Genomic DNA, 16,167 nt, shown 5'->3' with positions numbered 1-16,167 from the left:
TGAAATTCATCAAGGGCTTTTAGAATATATAAATAAAAACGGTTTACATTTTCTTTCCTGTTATTTCTCTACCACCTTGTAAAAGGGTTACACTCTCTACTTCTCCTGCTTCATTTTTATTAAAAGTTAATTGTGCAGTAACAACTTTTAAATAAAATACGGTTTCCGATTTTGCAAAAATATCTGCTGCTGGTTGTCCTGTTGCTTGCGCTTTTAATTGATTTCCTTCTTTTATTATTTTTATACTAAATTCTGGCATTAGTTGATAGGTACCAACATAGCTTTCAAGAATTTCTTCTGCAACCACAACTTCTTTTTCTAAGTCTGTAACATCTACACCTAATTTTTTTAATTGCGTTATTCCGTTTTGATTATTTGGATTTAATTCTACCGATTTTTTATAATTTACAATGGCTTGTTCTTTGTTACCTTTTGTCATTAAAGCTTCAGCATAACTATCATATACATTAAAAGAATTTGGAAATGCATCTACATTAAGTTTAAAAATAGTTATTGCATCGTCCACTTTTTCAGCTTGTAATAATCTGTAGCCAATGCTATTCATATCCTTTTCATTTAGATCATAATCTTCCGAAGATTTAATAATGTTATACTGTTTTAAAGCAGTATCCATTCCATTAGCTGTTATTTCTTCATAAATAATATTAGCAACAGATTTTTTAGGGAAGCTATATGGCTTATCATATATAATACCACGAATTGCTTTAGCCATATCCCCTAATGGAGCGCCTCCTGTATTATTTAATAACACGATTAAAGACTGATCTGATGGTGCTCTAGAAATTAAAGTATTAAAACCATTAATTCCGCCTCCATGACTTATAGTTTCTATACTTTCTTTTGAATCACCAATAGTTTCGCTACCAATAAACCATCCATAGCCATAATGTTCGTTCCCTGCTTTTATATGATTGCCAAAAAATAAATCCATAGATGCTTTTGAAAGCAATGTATTAGTATATAATGCTTGATCCCATAGGTACAAATCTTCTGCAGTCGCGTACAAAGATCCTGCTGCATATGGAATAGACATATCTAAATAACTAGAGTTTATAAAATCTCCTCCTTGTTTTTCGTAACCTGTTGCTCTATTTTTCAATATCGTTGCATGATGATCGAATCCAGAATCGTTCATTTTTAATGGTGTGAAAATCTTTTCCTGTAACATCTTCTCATAAGTTTTTCCAGAAATTTTCTCAATTAAAACACCTAAAAGAAAATACCCAGAATTACTATAACTAAACCTTTCTCCAGGTGTAAATTCTAATTCTTTTTCTGAAAATTTAGATATAAATTCTAAAGGTGTGTACGGGTTTCTACTTTCGTTTTTAAAAAAATCTGGAAACGAAGTGTAATTAGGTATACCTGAAGAATGAGTTAATAAATGATGTGTTGTAATAATATCTCCTGTAGCTTTAGGGTACTCTGGCAAATATTTAGTAATTGGTGCTTGCAGATCTAGTTTACCTGCTTCTGCTAATTGTAAAATTAACATCCCAGTAAATTGCTTACTAATAGAACCTAGTCTATGTTTGGTATTTGCTGCGTTTGGAATATCCCATTCCATATTGGCAAAGCCAAAGCCTTTTTTGTAAATAATTTTACCTTCTTGAGCTACTAGAACAGAGCCGTTAAAGGCCTTATAGTCTGTATAGGTATTAATCAACTTGGTTAATTGCGCTTCTTTTACTTGTCCGAAAGTAAAGTGCGCAAAAAATAATAAAGCAAAGAAAAGTATTGCTTTTGTTTTACTAAAATAAAATGTGAAATGCTGTTTCATAAGGTTTGTTTTGATTGATGAAAATATATGACGACTAATAGTGCCTATAAGTTACAACAAAAACGAAACTTTTTTTGAAACGAGAATCTATCTTAAAAAAAGACGCAAAAGGGTATACTACAAATTTAATGTGTCAAGTTCTTTACTATCTCAATAGTAGGTAAAATCTCTTTAGTATATTCAATGCTAGGTCCAGCTACCCAAACGGTTTTATAAGTAGCTTTTGTCGCTGCGTTTTCTGCTGCTTTCATACCAATAGAAAAACGAACCATTTTAACCCATTTTTTTAACTTCTTATTTTTATTTAAAACAGTTTCTAACCATGTTTGCTTAGTTCCTATTTTCTGCACATAAGGTGTATTTATTACAGTACAAGGTGTTCCTGAAATACGCTCTGTCATTACTATATCTTTTTCACCATAATCTACACATGCTTGCTTATATTCTTCGGTTACTCCTGCTTCAAAAGAAGCTATAAACGGGCTACCAACAGAAACACCTTCTGCTCCATAGCTTAACATCTTATCTATATCTGCTTTACAGCCTACTCCTCCTGCAGAAATTACGGGAATTGTCAAGGCTTTACTTAATTGATTAGTCAATTCTTCAGGAGAAAGGTTTCCTCTATGTCCACCAGCTTGATTATTTACTGCTATAGCAGCATCTGCGCCTAAACTTTCTACCTTTTTAGCAAAACGTAAATCTGTAACATCACAAAAAACCTTAATACCAACTTTATGCGCTTGGTTTATAGTTTCTTCTGGACTACCTAGTGAGGTAATAATAAAATCACACCCCTCTTCACATAGTACCCGTAATTGCTCTTTGTATTTTATATTGGATTTATTTACAATTAAATTAAAACCAAAAGAACCACCTATTACTTTATTGGCTTTAAGTTCTTTTATTGCAGCTTTTAACTCCTCTAAAGTTCTATAATTAAGTGCTGGAATACAACCAGCAATTCCTCCTTTCATAGCTTCTGTTACCATAGCAACATTAGAAACCAAAAACATTGGCGCTTGAATAATTGGATATTTAATATTTAAAAGTTGGGTTATTTTAGTTTCCATAGGTAGTAATCATTCTTGTTTAAAAAAGAATATTTTAATTAAAAAGTAAATTTTTGTTTAGACAAAATTAAAAAACAAATATAAGGATAAATTTATTATGCACGCATAGCTTATTGTAATTTATACAAAACAAAAACAATAATAATCCATACTATTTATTATTAAAAAAGGATAGTAATCTACTAAACAAGTAGTAAAAACTTTTAAGCAGCTTACTATTGAATATTTATATATTCACAAAAAAGATGTTAAAAAGCCACATAAAAAACAGCTATACATCCAACTTTCACTATGAATATTAACAAACAAAACTACTTCTATTATGATTTCAAAAAAAAAAAAATATTATATTTATAGATTATTACTTTAAACACACAAATATTTATGAAAAAAACTACTATCAAAATTTTGTGTTTAATGCTTTTAGCGATTACCTATTCGGGTTTTGCTCAAACATTAAATCAAAATGCATCGTGGCCAAATACATCATGGACACTAACAGGAACTTATAACTCAGACCCACTAGCGCTCGAGTCGGACCCAACTATATCTGCAAATTTTGCTTTCGATGATGATGATGCTGGAAATGGAAGTGATGACGATATTGCTGCAGAGTCTCCAGTAATCGATTTAACTGCAGCACATACTGCTGGAGAAACATGGATTTCAATTTCAGGAAATTTAGTTTACAATTATAATAACGATGATATTTTACAATTCGAATACTGGGATGCAGATGCAAGTACTTGGACTATAATTGGGCTTCCTATTAATGCAGATACAGCATCACCTCCAACCGATAATTTTTGTTCTGGAACTGCAGAAGCATATACCTCTGAAGTTCTTAATATTGCCGGATTTACTGCTACACAATTATCTGGGTTTAGATACAGAATTTATTTTGATGATTTAGTAGGTGGAGCAGGTTACGAATGGGGATTTTGCTTTGATTCTCCTACAATAACTTCTGCAACACCACCAACATGCCCAGATCCATCTTCTTTAATGGCATCTAATATGACAGATACAACTGTAGATCTATCTTGGGTAGACAGCGGTTCTGCAACAAATGGCGATATAGAAATTATAAGAGCTGGTCTTACACCAACTGGAACTGCTACTGCAACAAATGTTTCAAATCCATATACAGCAACAGGACTTACTGAAAATACAGAATATGACTTTTATGTAAGAGCAAACTGTGGTGTGGATGGAACTTCTACATGGGTAGGACCTTTTACTTTTAGAACATTATGTGTAGCAATAGCAGCACCATATACTGAAAATTTTGAAACATTTACTACCGCTGGAACTGCTTTTGTATATGAAAATTGCTGGAGTGCAACTGGAGGCTCATACTATTGGGAATCTGCTCCAGGAACAGACACAGGATCTGGAGGAACAGGGCCTAACCCATCCATAACTACAGGTAATTATTTCTATGTAGAAGCTTCTGCTGGAGTTACGGGAGACATTACTGATTTAGTATCTCCTTTAGTAGATTTAAGTGCGCTTACCGCACCTGCCTTAATGTTTAACTACCATATGTTTGGTGGACAAATAGGTACTTTAGAAATTCTAGTTAATGGTTCTACTAGTATATGGTCTTTATCTGGACAACAACAAACATCTGATACAGCACCTTGGGAACTTGCCATTGTAGATTTAGCAGCATATGCTGGACAATCAGTATCGATTACATTTAGAGCAACAAGCGTTGGTACTTTTGAAGGGGATATTGCTATTGATAATGCAATATTTGGTGAGTTACCTTCTTGTTCTGTTCCAAATGCCTTAACTGCTACTAATATTGATGGCTTTTCTGCCGATATAGGTTGGACAGAAAACGGTACAGCTACTTCATGGAATATTGAATTAGTTGATATCACTGCCGCTGGTAATGCAACAGGTAATGCAACAGAAACAGGTGTTACTAACCCACATGCTTTAAGCGGATTAGTACCTTCTAATGATTATGAATTTTATGTACAAGCAGATTGTGGAGTAGATGGAACTTCTTCTTGGGCTGGACCATTTTCATTCACTACTACAGTAGCCTGCCCAGAACCTACAGCATATACAGCTACAAATATTACAACTACAACTGCTGATTTAGGTTGGACAGAAGCAGGATCTGCAACTTTATATGATATTGAAATTTTAAGAAACGGATTAACTGCTACAGGAACAGCTACCGCAACTGGTGTAGCTAACCCTTATCCAGCTACTGGACTTACTGAAGATACACTTTATGATTTTTATGTAAGAGCAGATTGCGGCGGTAATGGTACTTCTGCTTGGGCTGGACCATTTACATTTAGAACAGCTTGTTCTGCTATCGCAGCAACATATATTGAAGATTTTGAATCTTTTACAACTGGTGGTTCTGCTTTCGAAGCTGAAAATTGTTGGTCTGCCACTGGAGGTTCATACTATTGGGAATCTGCTCCCGGAACTGATACTGGATCTGGAGGAACAGGGCCTGCACCGTCCATTACTACTGGAAATTATTTCTATGTAGAAGCTTCTGCTGGGGTTACAGGAGACATTACTGATTTAACATCACCTTTGGTCGATTTAACATCACTTACCAATCCTGCTTTATTGTTTAACTATCATATGTTTGGTGCACAAATTGGAACTCTTGATGTATTAGTTAATGGTACAACAAATGTATGGTCATTATCTGGGCAACAGCAAACAGCGGAAACAACTCCTTGGGAAACTGCTGTTATAGACTTGGCTGCATATGCCGGTCAAACAATATCTATTACATTTAGAGCTACTAGCGTTGGTACATTTGAAGGGGATATTGCTATTGATAACGTATCCTTTACCGAGCTTCCTGCTTGTCCAATACCAAATGCTTTAACCGCTACAACAGTAACTGATGTAACTGCAGAGTTAGGTTGGACTGAAAACGGAACAAGTACTTCTTGGGATATTGAAATAGTTGATATTACTGCTGCTGGGACTCCAACTGGAACTCCAACGATGTCTGGAGTTACAAATCCTTATACTGCTATGGGACTTACTGAAAACAACGATTACACTTTTTATGTGAGATCCGATTGTGGAGCTAGTACTTATTCTACTTGGGCTGGACCTTTTGCTTTTACCACATTAGAAACTTGTCCTGCGCCTTCAGCGCTAACAACTAATGTTACAACTAATAGTGCCGATTTAGGTTGGACAGAAAATGGAACTTCTACTTCTTGGAATATTGAATTAGTTGATATTTCCGCAGGAGCTACTGCAACAGGAACTGCAACAGCAACGGGTGTTACAAATCCTTATACCGTATCTGGTTTAGTTGCAGATAACACTTATGAATATTATGTTCAAACAGACTGTGGTGTAGACGGAAACTCTGCATGGATAGGACCACTTGCATTTACTACAGTTTATGTGGCGGTGCCACCAACATGTACTAGTGGTAATTTCTTAGATTCTGGTGGAACATCCAGCGATTATAGTTCAAATGAAAGTACTACTTATACTATTATGCCAGATGTTGCAGGAGATGCTGTAACAGTAGAATTCACAGCATTTAGTACTGAAAATAATGGCACAACAGCTTGTTACGATGGTTTAACAGTTTACGATGGACCAGATGCAACAGCTACTACAATAGATCCTCCAGGAGGTGGAACAATTTGGTGTTGGGATGAAAATGATCTTCCTGCTGTTGGAACTGGAGATTTAGAAGGTATGGTTATAACATCTACCCACCCATCTGGAGCTTTAACATTTGTATTTGCATCGGATGGATCACTTACAAGAGAAGGATGGGAAGCAATAATTACATGTAATCCACTATCTACACAAGATTTTGATAATGGTTTAGCATTTACTTATTTTCCAAATCCAGTAAATGATAATTTAGTTATTAAATCTCAAAAAGATATTGAAAACGTAACTGTTTATAACATGTTAGGTCAAGAAGTACTTCGTACGGCACCTAATACAGTTAATGCAGATATAAACATGTCTTCCTTACAAAATGGTGCTTACTTTGTTAAAGTAACAATTGGTAATGCTACTGAAATGATAAGAGTTATTAAAAACTAATAAAAATTTTAATATTAAAAAAGGGCTGTCTTTAAAGACAGCCCTTTTTTTTATGCGTTTACTTATAAAAGCTTAATACTAAATTATTTTTTCAATACTTTAATAACTTCAGAATTAGTATTTGAGTTTAATTTAACAATATAATATCCAGAGCGAAAGTTAGATAAATCCACAGTAACATTTAAAGCATTAGGTGTACTATTTAATACTTGCTTTCCTATTACATTATACACAACAATATTTGTAATTTCCTTTTTTGCATTTATATTTAAAACATCATTAACTGGATTAGGATATACTGTAAATACATTCTCTACAAGATCTTGTGTAGAAAGTGTATTACCGCTAATTATGATTTCATATTCTCCACAATTTGCTCCTCGACAAGGTTCTGGAAATGTAAAAAGTTGCACAAAATAAGTTTCTCCTTCAGTTAAGGATTGTACAACGATATTATTTGTAGAGTTAGCGGAACAAAAAACTTCATTACTACCAGTACAATCTGTAAAAAAAGCAAATCCTACACTAGAAGTTATAGCTACTTCTCCTGAAGCTCCTGCAATAAAAGAATACCAATAATCTCCAAAAAAAGAGGAACACGAAGATGAAATCCCTGAATTTGAAGCTGTATTTAAAGATCCTGTTTGTGCTACATTTGGTTCTAATGGATAAGCACCACTACAATTACCGTTTGACTGAGCATATACGCCAGAAAAACAAATGGATAATAACAATAAAAAAGTAATTTTTTTCATAAATGAGGGTTTTTGTAAGATTAATCGGCTAATTTATAAATATATATAATTAAGTCTATAATAAACCTTCTATATTTTAAACTAAAAAAACGCAACCAAATGAATGATTGCGTTTTTTAATTTATTTAGATTCTTTATAAAGATCCCAAATAAATTTGGGATAAACGGTTCACACAATTTTGTAAAAAACAAAATTGGTTCTCTGCTTACTTCACTTCTTCGAAATCTACATCTTCAACATCGCTTCCTTCGGTTGCATCTGCTCCAGCATTTGCGTCTGGTCCTGCTTCTGCTCCACCTTGTGCTTCTGCTTGTGCTTTATACATTTCTTCACTAGCAACTTTCCAAGCTTCGTTAATTTTATCTAAAGCAGGAGTAATCACTTCTAAATCTTTAGTTTCGTATGCTTTTTTAAGTTCTTCTAAAGCTGCTTCAACTGGTTGCTTTTTATCTTCCGATAATTTATCCCCAAATTCTTTTAATTGCTTTTCCGTTTGGAAAATCATAGAATCCGCTTCATTTAATTTCTGAGCACTTTCTGCTGCTTTTGCATCTGCTTCCGCATTTGCTTCTGCATCCGCTTTCATCTTTTGAATTTCGTCTTCTGTTAATCCTGAAGAAGCTTCAATACGAATATCCTGTGTCTTATTAGTTGCTTTATCTGTTGCCGAAACTTTAATAATTCCGTTGGCATCAATATCGAAAGTTACTTCAATTTGAGGAGTACCACGTTGTGCTGGTGGAATTCCATCTAAATGAAAACGTCCAATCGTTTTATTGTCTGCTGCCATAGAACGTTCTCCTTGTAAAACATGAATTTCTACTGAAGGTTGATTATCTGCTGCTGTAGAGAATACTTGACTTTTCTTTGTTGGAATAGTTGTATTTGCTTCAATAAGTTTTGTCATTACATTACCCATTGTTTCAATACCAAGAGATAAAGGCGTTACATCTAAAAGTAATACGTCTTTAACATCTCCTGTTAAAACACCACCTTGAATTCCTGCTCCTAAAGAAACAACCTCATCCGGGTTTACACCTTTACTTGGTGCTTTACCAAAGAATTTTTCTACTGCTTCTTGTACTGCTGGAATACGTGTTGAACCACCAACTAAGATAACTTCATCAATATCAGATTTTGTTAAACCAGCTGCTTTTAATGCCGTTTGGCATGGCTCGATAGTACGTTTTACTAAATCGTCAATTAATTGCTCAAATTTAGCTTTAGTTAAAGTACGCACTAAGTGTTTTGGTCCACTAGCAGTAGCTGTAACGTATGGTAAATTAATTTCTGTTTGCGCAGAAGAGGATAATTCAATCTTTGCTTTCTCAGCTGCTTCTTTAATACGTTGTAAAGCCATTGGGTCTTTACGTAAGTCAATCCCTTCTTCTGTATTAAATTCATCTGCTAACCAGTCGATAATTTTTTGATCTACATCATCACCACCTAAGTGTGTATCTCCATCTGTAGAAAGTACTTCAAATACACCATCTCCTAATTCTAGGATAGATACATCATGTGTTCCTCCACCAAAATCAAATACTACTATTTTTTGGTCTGTTCCTTTTTTGTCCATACCATAAGCTAATGCTGCTGCAGTTGGCTCATTAATAATACGACGTACTTTTAAACCAGCAATTTCACCAGCTTCTTTCGTTGCTTGACGTTGCGCATCGTTAAAATATGCAGGAACAGTAATTACTGCTTCGCTTACGTCTTGTCCTAAATAATCTTCAGCCGTTTTCTTCATCTTTTGAAGCACCATTGCTGATAATTCTTGAGGTGTGTATAAACGACCATCAATATCTACTCTAGGAGTGTCATTATCTCCTTTTACTACTTTATATGGTACACGTTCTGCTTCTTTTTTAGATTCAGAATATTTATTACCCATAAAACGTTTAATAGAATAAACAGTTTTTGTTGGGTTTGTCACTGCTTGACGCTTAGCTGGATCACCAACTTTAATTTCGCCTCCTTCTACAAAAGCAATTACAGATGGTGTTGTACGTTTACCTTCTGCGTTTGGGATTACAACTGGTTCGTTACCTTCCATTACAGAAACGCAAGAGTTGGTTGTTCCTAAATCGATTCCAATAATCTTACTCATAATTATATTTTTATTGTGTTGAAATTTATTTTTTTGTTCGATTACTATAAGTCAATGATTATGCCAATACAAAATGACTGACACCTTGTCATAAAACAAATATTAAATTAAATTATAAATTTTTAACAATTTATTTTAAAAGTGATTTGTAACTTTAAACAAAAAAAGAAATTATGAAAAGAATCTTATCTACCTTATTTGTATTTGCATTATTATTAACTTCTTGTCAAGGTGAAGACGGCATTGATGGTCAAGATGGAGGCATTTTTGTTGCTAGTGCATTTGAAATTGAAATAGACTTTAATGCAGGGAATGCATATGAATACTTTGAAGAGTATGGCTTTCAAGTATATCCTTCAGACGTTACATTAGTATATATTTTATGGGAAACAGCAGACGGACAAGATGTTTGGAGGTTAATGCCACAACAGGTTGTTTTTGATGAAGACACTGCTAATGAAAGTGTATTAACTTACAATTATGATTTTACACAAACGGATGTAAGATTCTTTTTAGATGGCACTGTAGATTTTAGTGCTATAGGTACAGAATGGACACAAAATCAAACATTTAGAGTTGTTGTAGTTCCTGCTGATAATATAGATGCTGTGGACACATCAAGTATTGAAGATGTTATGGAAGTTGGAAGAATACAAGCTTTTGAAAAAAAGTAAAATACTTTCATTACAAAATGTATATTTGAGCCAATAATAAAACGTTTTCGTAAATGGAATGTATTTCGGTTTTTGATATGCTTAAAATTGGTGTTGGCCCTTCTAGCTCTCATACTTTAGGGCCTTGGCGTGCAGCAGAACGCTGGATTAAAGAACTAAAAACAAATAATACCTTTGATAAGGTAGAAGGTATTCAAGTAGATCTTTATGGTTCTTTATCCCTTACAGGAAAAGGACATGCTACAGATTATGCTGTTATGCTTGGTTTATGTGGAAGTGATCCTGAATATATACCTACAGAAACAATTTCTACTATTATTTCGAATATCAAAAACACAAATACACTAGCTTTTAATAACGAAAAAAAAATTCCTTTTCATCCTTCTAAAGATATCACCTTTAACAGAAAATTTTTACCATTTCATTCTAACGGAATATCCTTTACGGCAAGTATAAATGGTAAAAAAAAGAAATCTACCTTCTACTCTATTGGTGGCGGGTTTGTAGTAAAAGAGGAACGTAAAAACTCGAGACGCAATTTTGAAATAAAATGCTCTTTTCCATATCCTATAGATAAAGGAACAGAGCTTTTACAATTTTGTAAAAACTTAGATTTACCAATATCTAAAGTGGTTTTAGAAAATGAGAAATCTATTCGTGAAGAAACAGAAATAAACTCAGAGTTACAACGTATTTGGGACACCATGCTTGAATGTATGTATATTGGTTGTCATACGGAAGGAAATCTACCTGGAGGATTAAATGTAAGACGTCGTGCTTATGACATGCATAAAACCCTGAAAGGAGAAACACAATATACTACTCCTGTAGAATGGTTATACTCTATTAGGAATACCGAAGTAAAATTTAGACAAATTTTAAAATGGGTTAGCTGTTTTGCTTTAGCCGTAAATGAAGTGAATGCATCTTTAGGCCGTGTTGTTACAGCACCAACTAATGGAAGTGCTGGTGTTATTCCATCTGTTTTAATGTACTATTTAGTGATTGAAAACCATGATGGTAACTTTGAAGACATAAAAAAATTCTTACTAGTAGCAGGTGAAATAGGAAGTATTTTTAAAAAAGGGGCTACTATTAGTGCAGCAATGGGAGGATGTCAGGCTGAAATTGGTGTAAGCTCTGCAATGGCTGCTGGTGCATTAACCGAGTTACTTGGTGGTACACCAGAACAAGTTTTAATAGCTGCCGAAATTGCTATGGAACACCATCTTGGTCTTACTTGCGATCCTATTGGTGGCTTAGTACAAATTCCATGTATAGAAAGGAATGCCATGGGAGCCATTAAAGCTATTAACGCTGCAGAACTAGCTTTAGATACAGATCCAAAAAACGTAAAAGTGCCTTTAGATAAGGTAGTAAACACAATGTGGGAAACAGCAAAAGATATGAACACCAAATATAAAGAAACTAGTGAAGGTGGCTTGGCTGTTGGTGTTAATATGGCAGATTGTTAAATCATTCTTCACAATCTGCTGTACGACGAGTATCTATAATGTAGAAAATTTTCCATTGCATATTTTCTTTTATTAGCTGAAAAGAATTTACGCCACAATGCGTTACATTGCCATCAAACCAAAATGTATATTCTGTCCATACATGCGCCATAGTATCGTTAAAATCGATTTTGTAGCTATGTATTTTTTCTTCAAAATTTTTATCTTTTGGAATAGAAACAATCGCCTTTAAAAAATTAGAAAAAACATCCGTTTTTATCATATTTCCTTCTGGAATACTAGGACGTATTCCCTGCAACACGATATCTTTGTGAACAACACTATTTATAAGTATGGTATCCTTTTGATTAAGCCCTTTAAAAAAGGTTTCTACCGTTTTTTTTACTTCCTCATGTTCGGTGTTTTGCTGTGCAATAATATTTCCTGTTATTAACAGTAATAAAAAAAGTATTACTCTTGCCATATTCTTAAATTTTAGACTAAAATAATTGAAGATTAGTATTTTAAGACCTCTTTAAAGAAAAGTTTAACAGTATACACATAATTTAGTACTTTTACATTCTATCAAATTATATAAAATCAAATGTCTGTAGCAAAAAAAGAGTACAAAAGAGTAACCGTTAAATCTCTAGTAGAAATGAAATCTAATGGAGAAAAAATTTCTATGTTAACTGCCTACGATTATACCATGGCTAAGATAGTAGATGGAGCAGGAATAGATGTTATTCTTGTTGGTGATTCTGCAAGTAATGTAATGGCTGGTCATGAAACAACTTTACCTATTACTTTAGATCAAATGATTTATCATGCTTCTTCAGTTGTACGTGCTATACATCGTGCTTTAGTGGTTGTAGACCTTCCTTTTGGAAGCTACCAAAGTGACCCAAAAGAAGCGTTACGTTCTGCTATTAGAATTATGAAAGAATCTGGTGGACATGCAGTAAAAATGGAAGGTGGTAAAGAAGTAAAAGATTCTATAAAAAGAATTTTACATGCAGGAATTCCTGTTATGGGACACTTAGGATTAACACCACAATCTATATATAAATTTGGTACTTATACAGTTCGAGCTAAAGAAGAACAAGAAGCACAACAATTAAAAGAGGATGCATTGATGCTGGAAAGAGCTGGATGTTTTGGTATTGTTTTAGAAAAAATACCTGCTAAATTAGCACAAGAAGTTGCTAAGAGTGTTTCTATTCCAGTAATTGGTATTGGTGCTGGAAATGGTGTCGATGGTCAAGTACTTGTTACACATGATATGATTGGAATGACACATGAATTTAATCCGCGTTTCTTAAGAAGATATATGAATTTATATGAAGAAATGACCAATGCATTTTCAAAATATGGTGAAGATGTAAAACGTGGGGATTTCCCTAACGATGACGAGCAGTATTAACTAATTGTTAGTTTAACAAAAAACTTGTATTTGTGGCAAAGCCCTCCAAAAAAATCTTATCTAATAAAGAAAATCTTCAAGTTATTTATGAAGACAATCACATTATTATAGTAAACAAACGTGCTGGAGATATAGTACAAGGAGATAAAACTGGAGATAAACCACTAAGTGATGTGGTTAAAGAATATATTAAAGAAACATATAACAAACCCGGAAATGTATATTTAGGTACAGTACATAGACTAGATAGACCAACTACTGGCTTAGTAATTTTTGCAAAAACTAGTAAAGCGCTACCTAGACTAAATAAGCTTTTTGTTTCTAAAGATATTAGTAAAACGTATTGGGCTGTTGTTAAAAATGAACCTCCAAAAACGGAAGACACTTTAATTCACTGGTTAAAAAAGAATCCAAAAAACAATAAATCTACTGCTTATATTAAAGAAGTTAAGGATAGTAAAAAAGCAATACTTCATTATAAAATATTAAAAAAGCTCGACAATTATTTTTTATTAGAAGTGAACCTTGAAACAGGAAGACATCATCAAATACGATCTCAACTCTCTAGTATTGGTTGTGCTATTAAAGGGGATTTAAAATATGGTTTCGACAGAAGTAATAAAGACGCTAGCATACATTTACATGCAAGACAAATAGTATTTATACATCCCGTTTCTAATACGAAAATTAATATTATAGCACCTTTACCAAACGATGTTATTTGGAAAGCTTGTAGCTAAAAAAAAAGGAATTCATTATTGATTTAAAGGGTAGTTTATTGTTAATGTTACACCCTTATTTATTTCTGAACTTAAATTAAATGTTGCTTTAATAAGTGCTGCTCTACTTTTCATGTTTAAAAGTCCAGAACCTTTCTCGGCAGTTTCAACATTAAATCCTTTTCCATCATCACTAGCTTGAATCATTAAATTATTGTTCTCATAATCTAAAAGTACTTTAAGGTTTTTTGCCTCCGAGTATTTCACCGAATTAGATAAAAATTCTTGTAAAATCCTAAACATTATAATTTCATGCTTTTTGTTTACAATGGCAATAGTATTTCCTTTTACATGTAATTCTGCTGTTGTAAATTTCATTCGTTTCAATCTATCTAATTCATTTGTAATAGATTTTTCAAAACCAATATTTAATATTACTTCATTATTTAACGATTTAGATAAAGATCTTACTTCCTTTAAACTTGCTCTTACTATATCTGTTGTTTCTTTAATATTATCTTTAATATCAGAATTTACCTGTGTACCTAGTACACTTAGTTGCATACTAGCAACCGATAAAAGTTGCCCAACATTATCATGCAATTCCCAACCTATATTCTTTAAAGTTTGTTCTTGTATTTCGGTTTGGGTTCTTGAAATTTCTTCGTCAAATATTTTTTGTTGCTTCATTTTATCTAATAAAAGTTTGTTTTTCCTCTTTTGAAAAACAATAAAAAATAAAATAATTAAAGTACAAACAATAAGTAGTACTCCTAGCATATATACTAGCAAATAACGCTCTGCAGCTGTAGAAACTGGACTTTGTGCTTGCAATACTATATAAAAACTATTAATCATATTCTGGTTTTGAAACTATTAAACCTATAGCAAATGTGGTGTACATAAAACCAATAGCACCTAACATTATAAATGTTTTTAAATGAACATATTCTTGATCTTGTATTGTGTAATATTTTGAAAAAAATATTAATGGTGTATTAACCAACCAAAATATTAAAATAGATGCACTTATGTAAAAGTTTAATGTTTTATAAAACATTAATACTTTATCGCTTTGCAATATCTCGAAAAAATAAAAAAAAGCACATTGCATAATGATTATAGATCCTAAAATACTTATTGCAGGAAAAGTACCTGTAAAAAAACGAGATACATCTGAAATAATAAAAACCAATGAAATGCCTAAAAATGAAAAGGTAGACCACTTAAGAATTTTAATAAAAGTCTTATTATTAAGAATTTTTTGATAATAAAATGAAAAAACCTTAACACCTCCTATTGACCAAAATAAAGTGTACCACCATCTATTTTTTTCAAAAACTGTTCCTTTTAAAAACACTTTAATAGACTTTAAAAATTCATATTTATTTACATAAATAGTGTAAGCACCTATTAGTTCTATTACAGCAACATAAATAAGAATATATATAAAGTATTTGGCTGCTGTATTTTTATACTTTTTAAAATAAAGTATTCCAATTACAGCAGCCATTATTTCAAATCCTTTTATTAAAAAACTCTTATTATCTAATAAGAACTCTTTCATAAAAAAAATTATTGTGGATAATTAGCTGATGGTGGATCGCCATTTTCCCCTCCATTTAATCCATTACCACCAGGAACATCTCCATTTCCAGGAGGTGCAGACATTACTTTTCCTTCTGATAAAGATGGGGTACCCGTTGGTACCATAAACATAGTAGTATAACCTGCTTCCCTACTAGTTCTTTCATGAGCTCCAAGATATACACGTATACCATTCATGTCGTAACCTAAATCTGTGCTTTGTGATTTTGCAAGTTTAATAAAGCTTTCTATATCTTCTATAGACCACCAAGCAGAGCGGTTATCTGGTCTACCTACGATAGAGTCGCTTATTAGTTGATGTCTAGAGTTAAAAGCTTCATCTAATGCTTTTGCTTCTTCTGGGGTAATAATTCCATTTGGTGTTGTCATATGTATTTCGGTTTGTGGATTACAGTAATAAAAATAGGAAATCAAAAAACCAATAACAATACCCAATAATAGTAATAGTAATTTCTTCATAAAAGTTATTTATTAATTA

13 protein-coding genes are annotated in these 16,167 nt (G+C 32.9%); 5 read left to right on the top strand and 8 right to left on the bottom strand.

Annotated elements, in window-relative coordinates; translation table 11 throughout:
• Window positions 1–43 precede the first annotated feature (43 nt).
• On the bottom strand, window positions 44–1,801 hold the full coding sequence (locus tag Q4512_RS10485) for a serine hydrolase (protein ID WP_303424233.1): 1,758 nt from the start codon (window positions 1,799–1,801) through the stop codon (window positions 44–46).
• Between the two features lie 125 nt (window positions 1,802–1,926).
• Complete coding sequence (locus Q4512_RS10480) at window positions 1,927–2,874, bottom strand: nitronate monooxygenase family protein (protein ID WP_303424232.1); 948 nt, start codon at window positions 2,872–2,874, stop codon at window positions 1,927–1,929.
• Window positions 2,875–3,258: 384 nt separating this feature from the next.
• Between Q4512_RS10480 and Q4512_RS10475 the strand changes: the two genes are divergently transcribed.
• Window positions 3,259–6,945 (top strand): fibronectin type III domain-containing protein, encoded by a 3,687-nt coding sequence (locus Q4512_RS10475; protein WP_303424231.1) that lies wholly within the window; start codon window positions 3,259–3,261, stop codon window positions 6,943–6,945.
• 83 nt (window positions 6,946–7,028) lie between these two features.
• Here Q4512_RS10475 and Q4512_RS10470 read toward each other — a convergent pair whose 3' ends face one another.
• Complete coding sequence (locus Q4512_RS10470; protein ID WP_303424230.1) at window positions 7,029–7,700, bottom strand: T9SS type A sorting domain-containing protein; 672 nt, start codon at window positions 7,698–7,700, stop codon at window positions 7,029–7,031.
• Between the two features lie 206 nt (window positions 7,701–7,906).
• Window positions 7,907–9,811, bottom strand: coding sequence for a molecular chaperone DnaK (dnaK, locus tag Q4512_RS10465; protein WP_303424229.1), 1,905 nt, complete (start codon window positions 9,809–9,811; stop codon window positions 7,907–7,909).
• Window positions 9,812–9,984: 173 nt separating this feature from the next.
• Between dnaK and Q4512_RS10460 the strand changes: the two genes are divergently transcribed.
• Together Q4512_RS10460 and Q4512_RS10455 are read left to right on the top strand one after the other, a co-directional pair.
• Window positions 9,985–10,485: a hypothetical protein gene (locus Q4512_RS10460; RefSeq protein WP_303424228.1), complete on the top strand. Its 501-nt coding sequence runs from the start codon at window positions 9,985–9,987 to the stop codon at window positions 10,483–10,485.
• A gap of 53 nt (window positions 10,486–10,538) precedes the next feature.
• Window positions 10,539–11,960: an L-serine ammonia-lyase gene (locus tag Q4512_RS10455; RefSeq protein WP_303424227.1), complete on the top strand. Its 1,422-nt coding sequence runs from the start codon at window positions 10,539–10,541 to the stop codon at window positions 11,958–11,960.
• A gap of 1 nt (window position 11,961) precedes the next feature.
• Here Q4512_RS10455 and Q4512_RS10450 read toward each other — a convergent pair whose 3' ends face one another.
• Window positions 11,962–12,423, bottom strand: a complete 462-nt coding sequence (locus Q4512_RS10450) for a nuclear transport factor 2 family protein (protein ID WP_303424226.1) — start codon at window positions 12,421–12,423, stop codon at window positions 11,962–11,964.
• A gap of 120 nt (window positions 12,424–12,543) precedes the next feature.
• Between Q4512_RS10450 and panB the strand changes: the two genes are divergently transcribed.
• Both panB and Q4512_RS10440 read left to right on the top strand, forming a co-directional pair.
• On the top strand, window positions 12,544–13,362 hold the full coding sequence (gene panB, locus Q4512_RS10445) for a 3-methyl-2-oxobutanoate hydroxymethyltransferase (RefSeq protein WP_303424225.1): 819 nt from the start codon (window positions 12,544–12,546) through the stop codon (window positions 13,360–13,362).
• 32 nt (window positions 13,363–13,394) lie between these two features.
• Complete coding sequence (locus Q4512_RS10440) at window positions 13,395–14,102, top strand: RluA family pseudouridine synthase (protein WP_303424224.1); 708 nt, start codon at window positions 13,395–13,397, stop codon at window positions 14,100–14,102.
• A gap of 15 nt (window positions 14,103–14,117) precedes the next feature.
• Here the strand turns inward: Q4512_RS10440 and Q4512_RS10435 are convergent, their stop codons facing one another.
• The 3 genes from Q4512_RS10435 to Q4512_RS10425 are packed head-to-tail and all read right to left on the bottom strand — an operon-like array spanning window position 14,118 to window position 16,148.
• The gene (locus Q4512_RS10435; RefSeq protein WP_303424223.1) at window positions 14,118–14,939 is read right to left on the bottom strand and encodes a sensor histidine kinase; all 822 of its coding nucleotides are present in this window, start codon (window positions 14,937–14,939) and stop codon (window positions 14,118–14,120) included.
• Complete coding sequence (locus Q4512_RS10430) at window positions 14,932–15,648, bottom strand: hypothetical protein (protein ID WP_303424222.1); 717 nt, start codon at window positions 15,646–15,648, stop codon at window positions 14,932–14,934. The genes Q4512_RS10435 and Q4512_RS10430 overlap by 8 nt, the downstream gene beginning before the upstream one ends.
• An 8-nt stretch (window positions 15,649–15,656) precedes the next feature.
• A complete protein-coding gene (locus Q4512_RS10425) occupies window positions 15,657–16,148 on the bottom strand; it encodes a hypothetical protein (RefSeq protein ID WP_303424221.1) in 492 nt (163 codons plus the stop codon).
• Between the last annotated feature and the right edge of the window lie 19 nt (window positions 16,149–16,167).

The organism is Oceanihabitans sp. 2_MG-2023 (assembly GCF_030547245.1).
Taxonomy (GTDB): domain Bacteria; phylum Bacteroidota; class Bacteroidia; order Flavobacteriales; family Flavobacteriaceae; genus Oceanihabitans.
The sequence above is the reverse complement of the archived record's forward strand: the minus strand, read 5'-3'. Positions and strand labels throughout refer to the sequence as shown.

Bases quoted from the DNA above. Each gene is read 5' to 3' on its own strand.
- Q4512_RS10460 (WP_303424228.1), top strand. From the start codon at position 9,985: ATGAAAAGAATCTTATCTACCTTATTTGTATTTGCATTATTATTAACT.
- dnaK (WP_303424229.1), bottom strand. From the start codon at position 9,811: ATGAGTAAGATTATTGGAATCGATTTAGGAACAACCAACTCTTGCGTT.
- Q4512_RS10470 (WP_303424230.1), bottom strand. From the start codon at position 7,700: ATGAAAAAAATTACTTTTTTATTGTTATTATCCATTTGTTTTTCTGGC.
- Q4512_RS10485 (WP_303424233.1), bottom strand. From the start codon at position 1,801: ATGAAACAGCATTTCACATTTTATTTTAGTAAAACAAAAGCAATACTT.
- Q4512_RS10435 (WP_303424223.1), bottom strand. From the start codon at position 14,939: ATGATTAATAGTTTTTATATAGTATTGCAAGCACAAAGTCCAGTTTCT.
- Q4512_RS10455 (WP_303424227.1), top strand. From the start codon at position 10,539: ATGGAATGTATTTCGGTTTTTGATATGCTTAAAATTGGTGTTGGCCCT.
- Q4512_RS10425 (WP_303424221.1), bottom strand. From the start codon at position 16,148: ATGAAGAAATTACTATTACTATTATTGGGTATTGTTATTGGTTTTTTG.
- Q4512_RS10475 (WP_303424231.1), top strand. From the start codon at position 3,259: ATGAAAAAAACTACTATCAAAATTTTGTGTTTAATGCTTTTAGCGATT.
- Q4512_RS10480 (WP_303424232.1), bottom strand. From the start codon at position 2,874: ATGGAAACTAAAATAACCCAACTTTTAAATATTAAATATCCAATTATT.
- Q4512_RS10450 (WP_303424226.1), bottom strand. From the start codon at position 12,423: ATGGCAAGAGTAATACTTTTTTTATTACTGTTAATAACAGGAAATATT.
- panB (WP_303424225.1), top strand. From the start codon at position 12,544: ATGTCTGTAGCAAAAAAAGAGTACAAAAGAGTAACCGTTAAATCTCTA.
- Q4512_RS10430 (WP_303424222.1), bottom strand. From the start codon at position 15,648: ATGAAAGAGTTCTTATTAGATAATAAGAGTTTTTTAATAAAAGGATTT.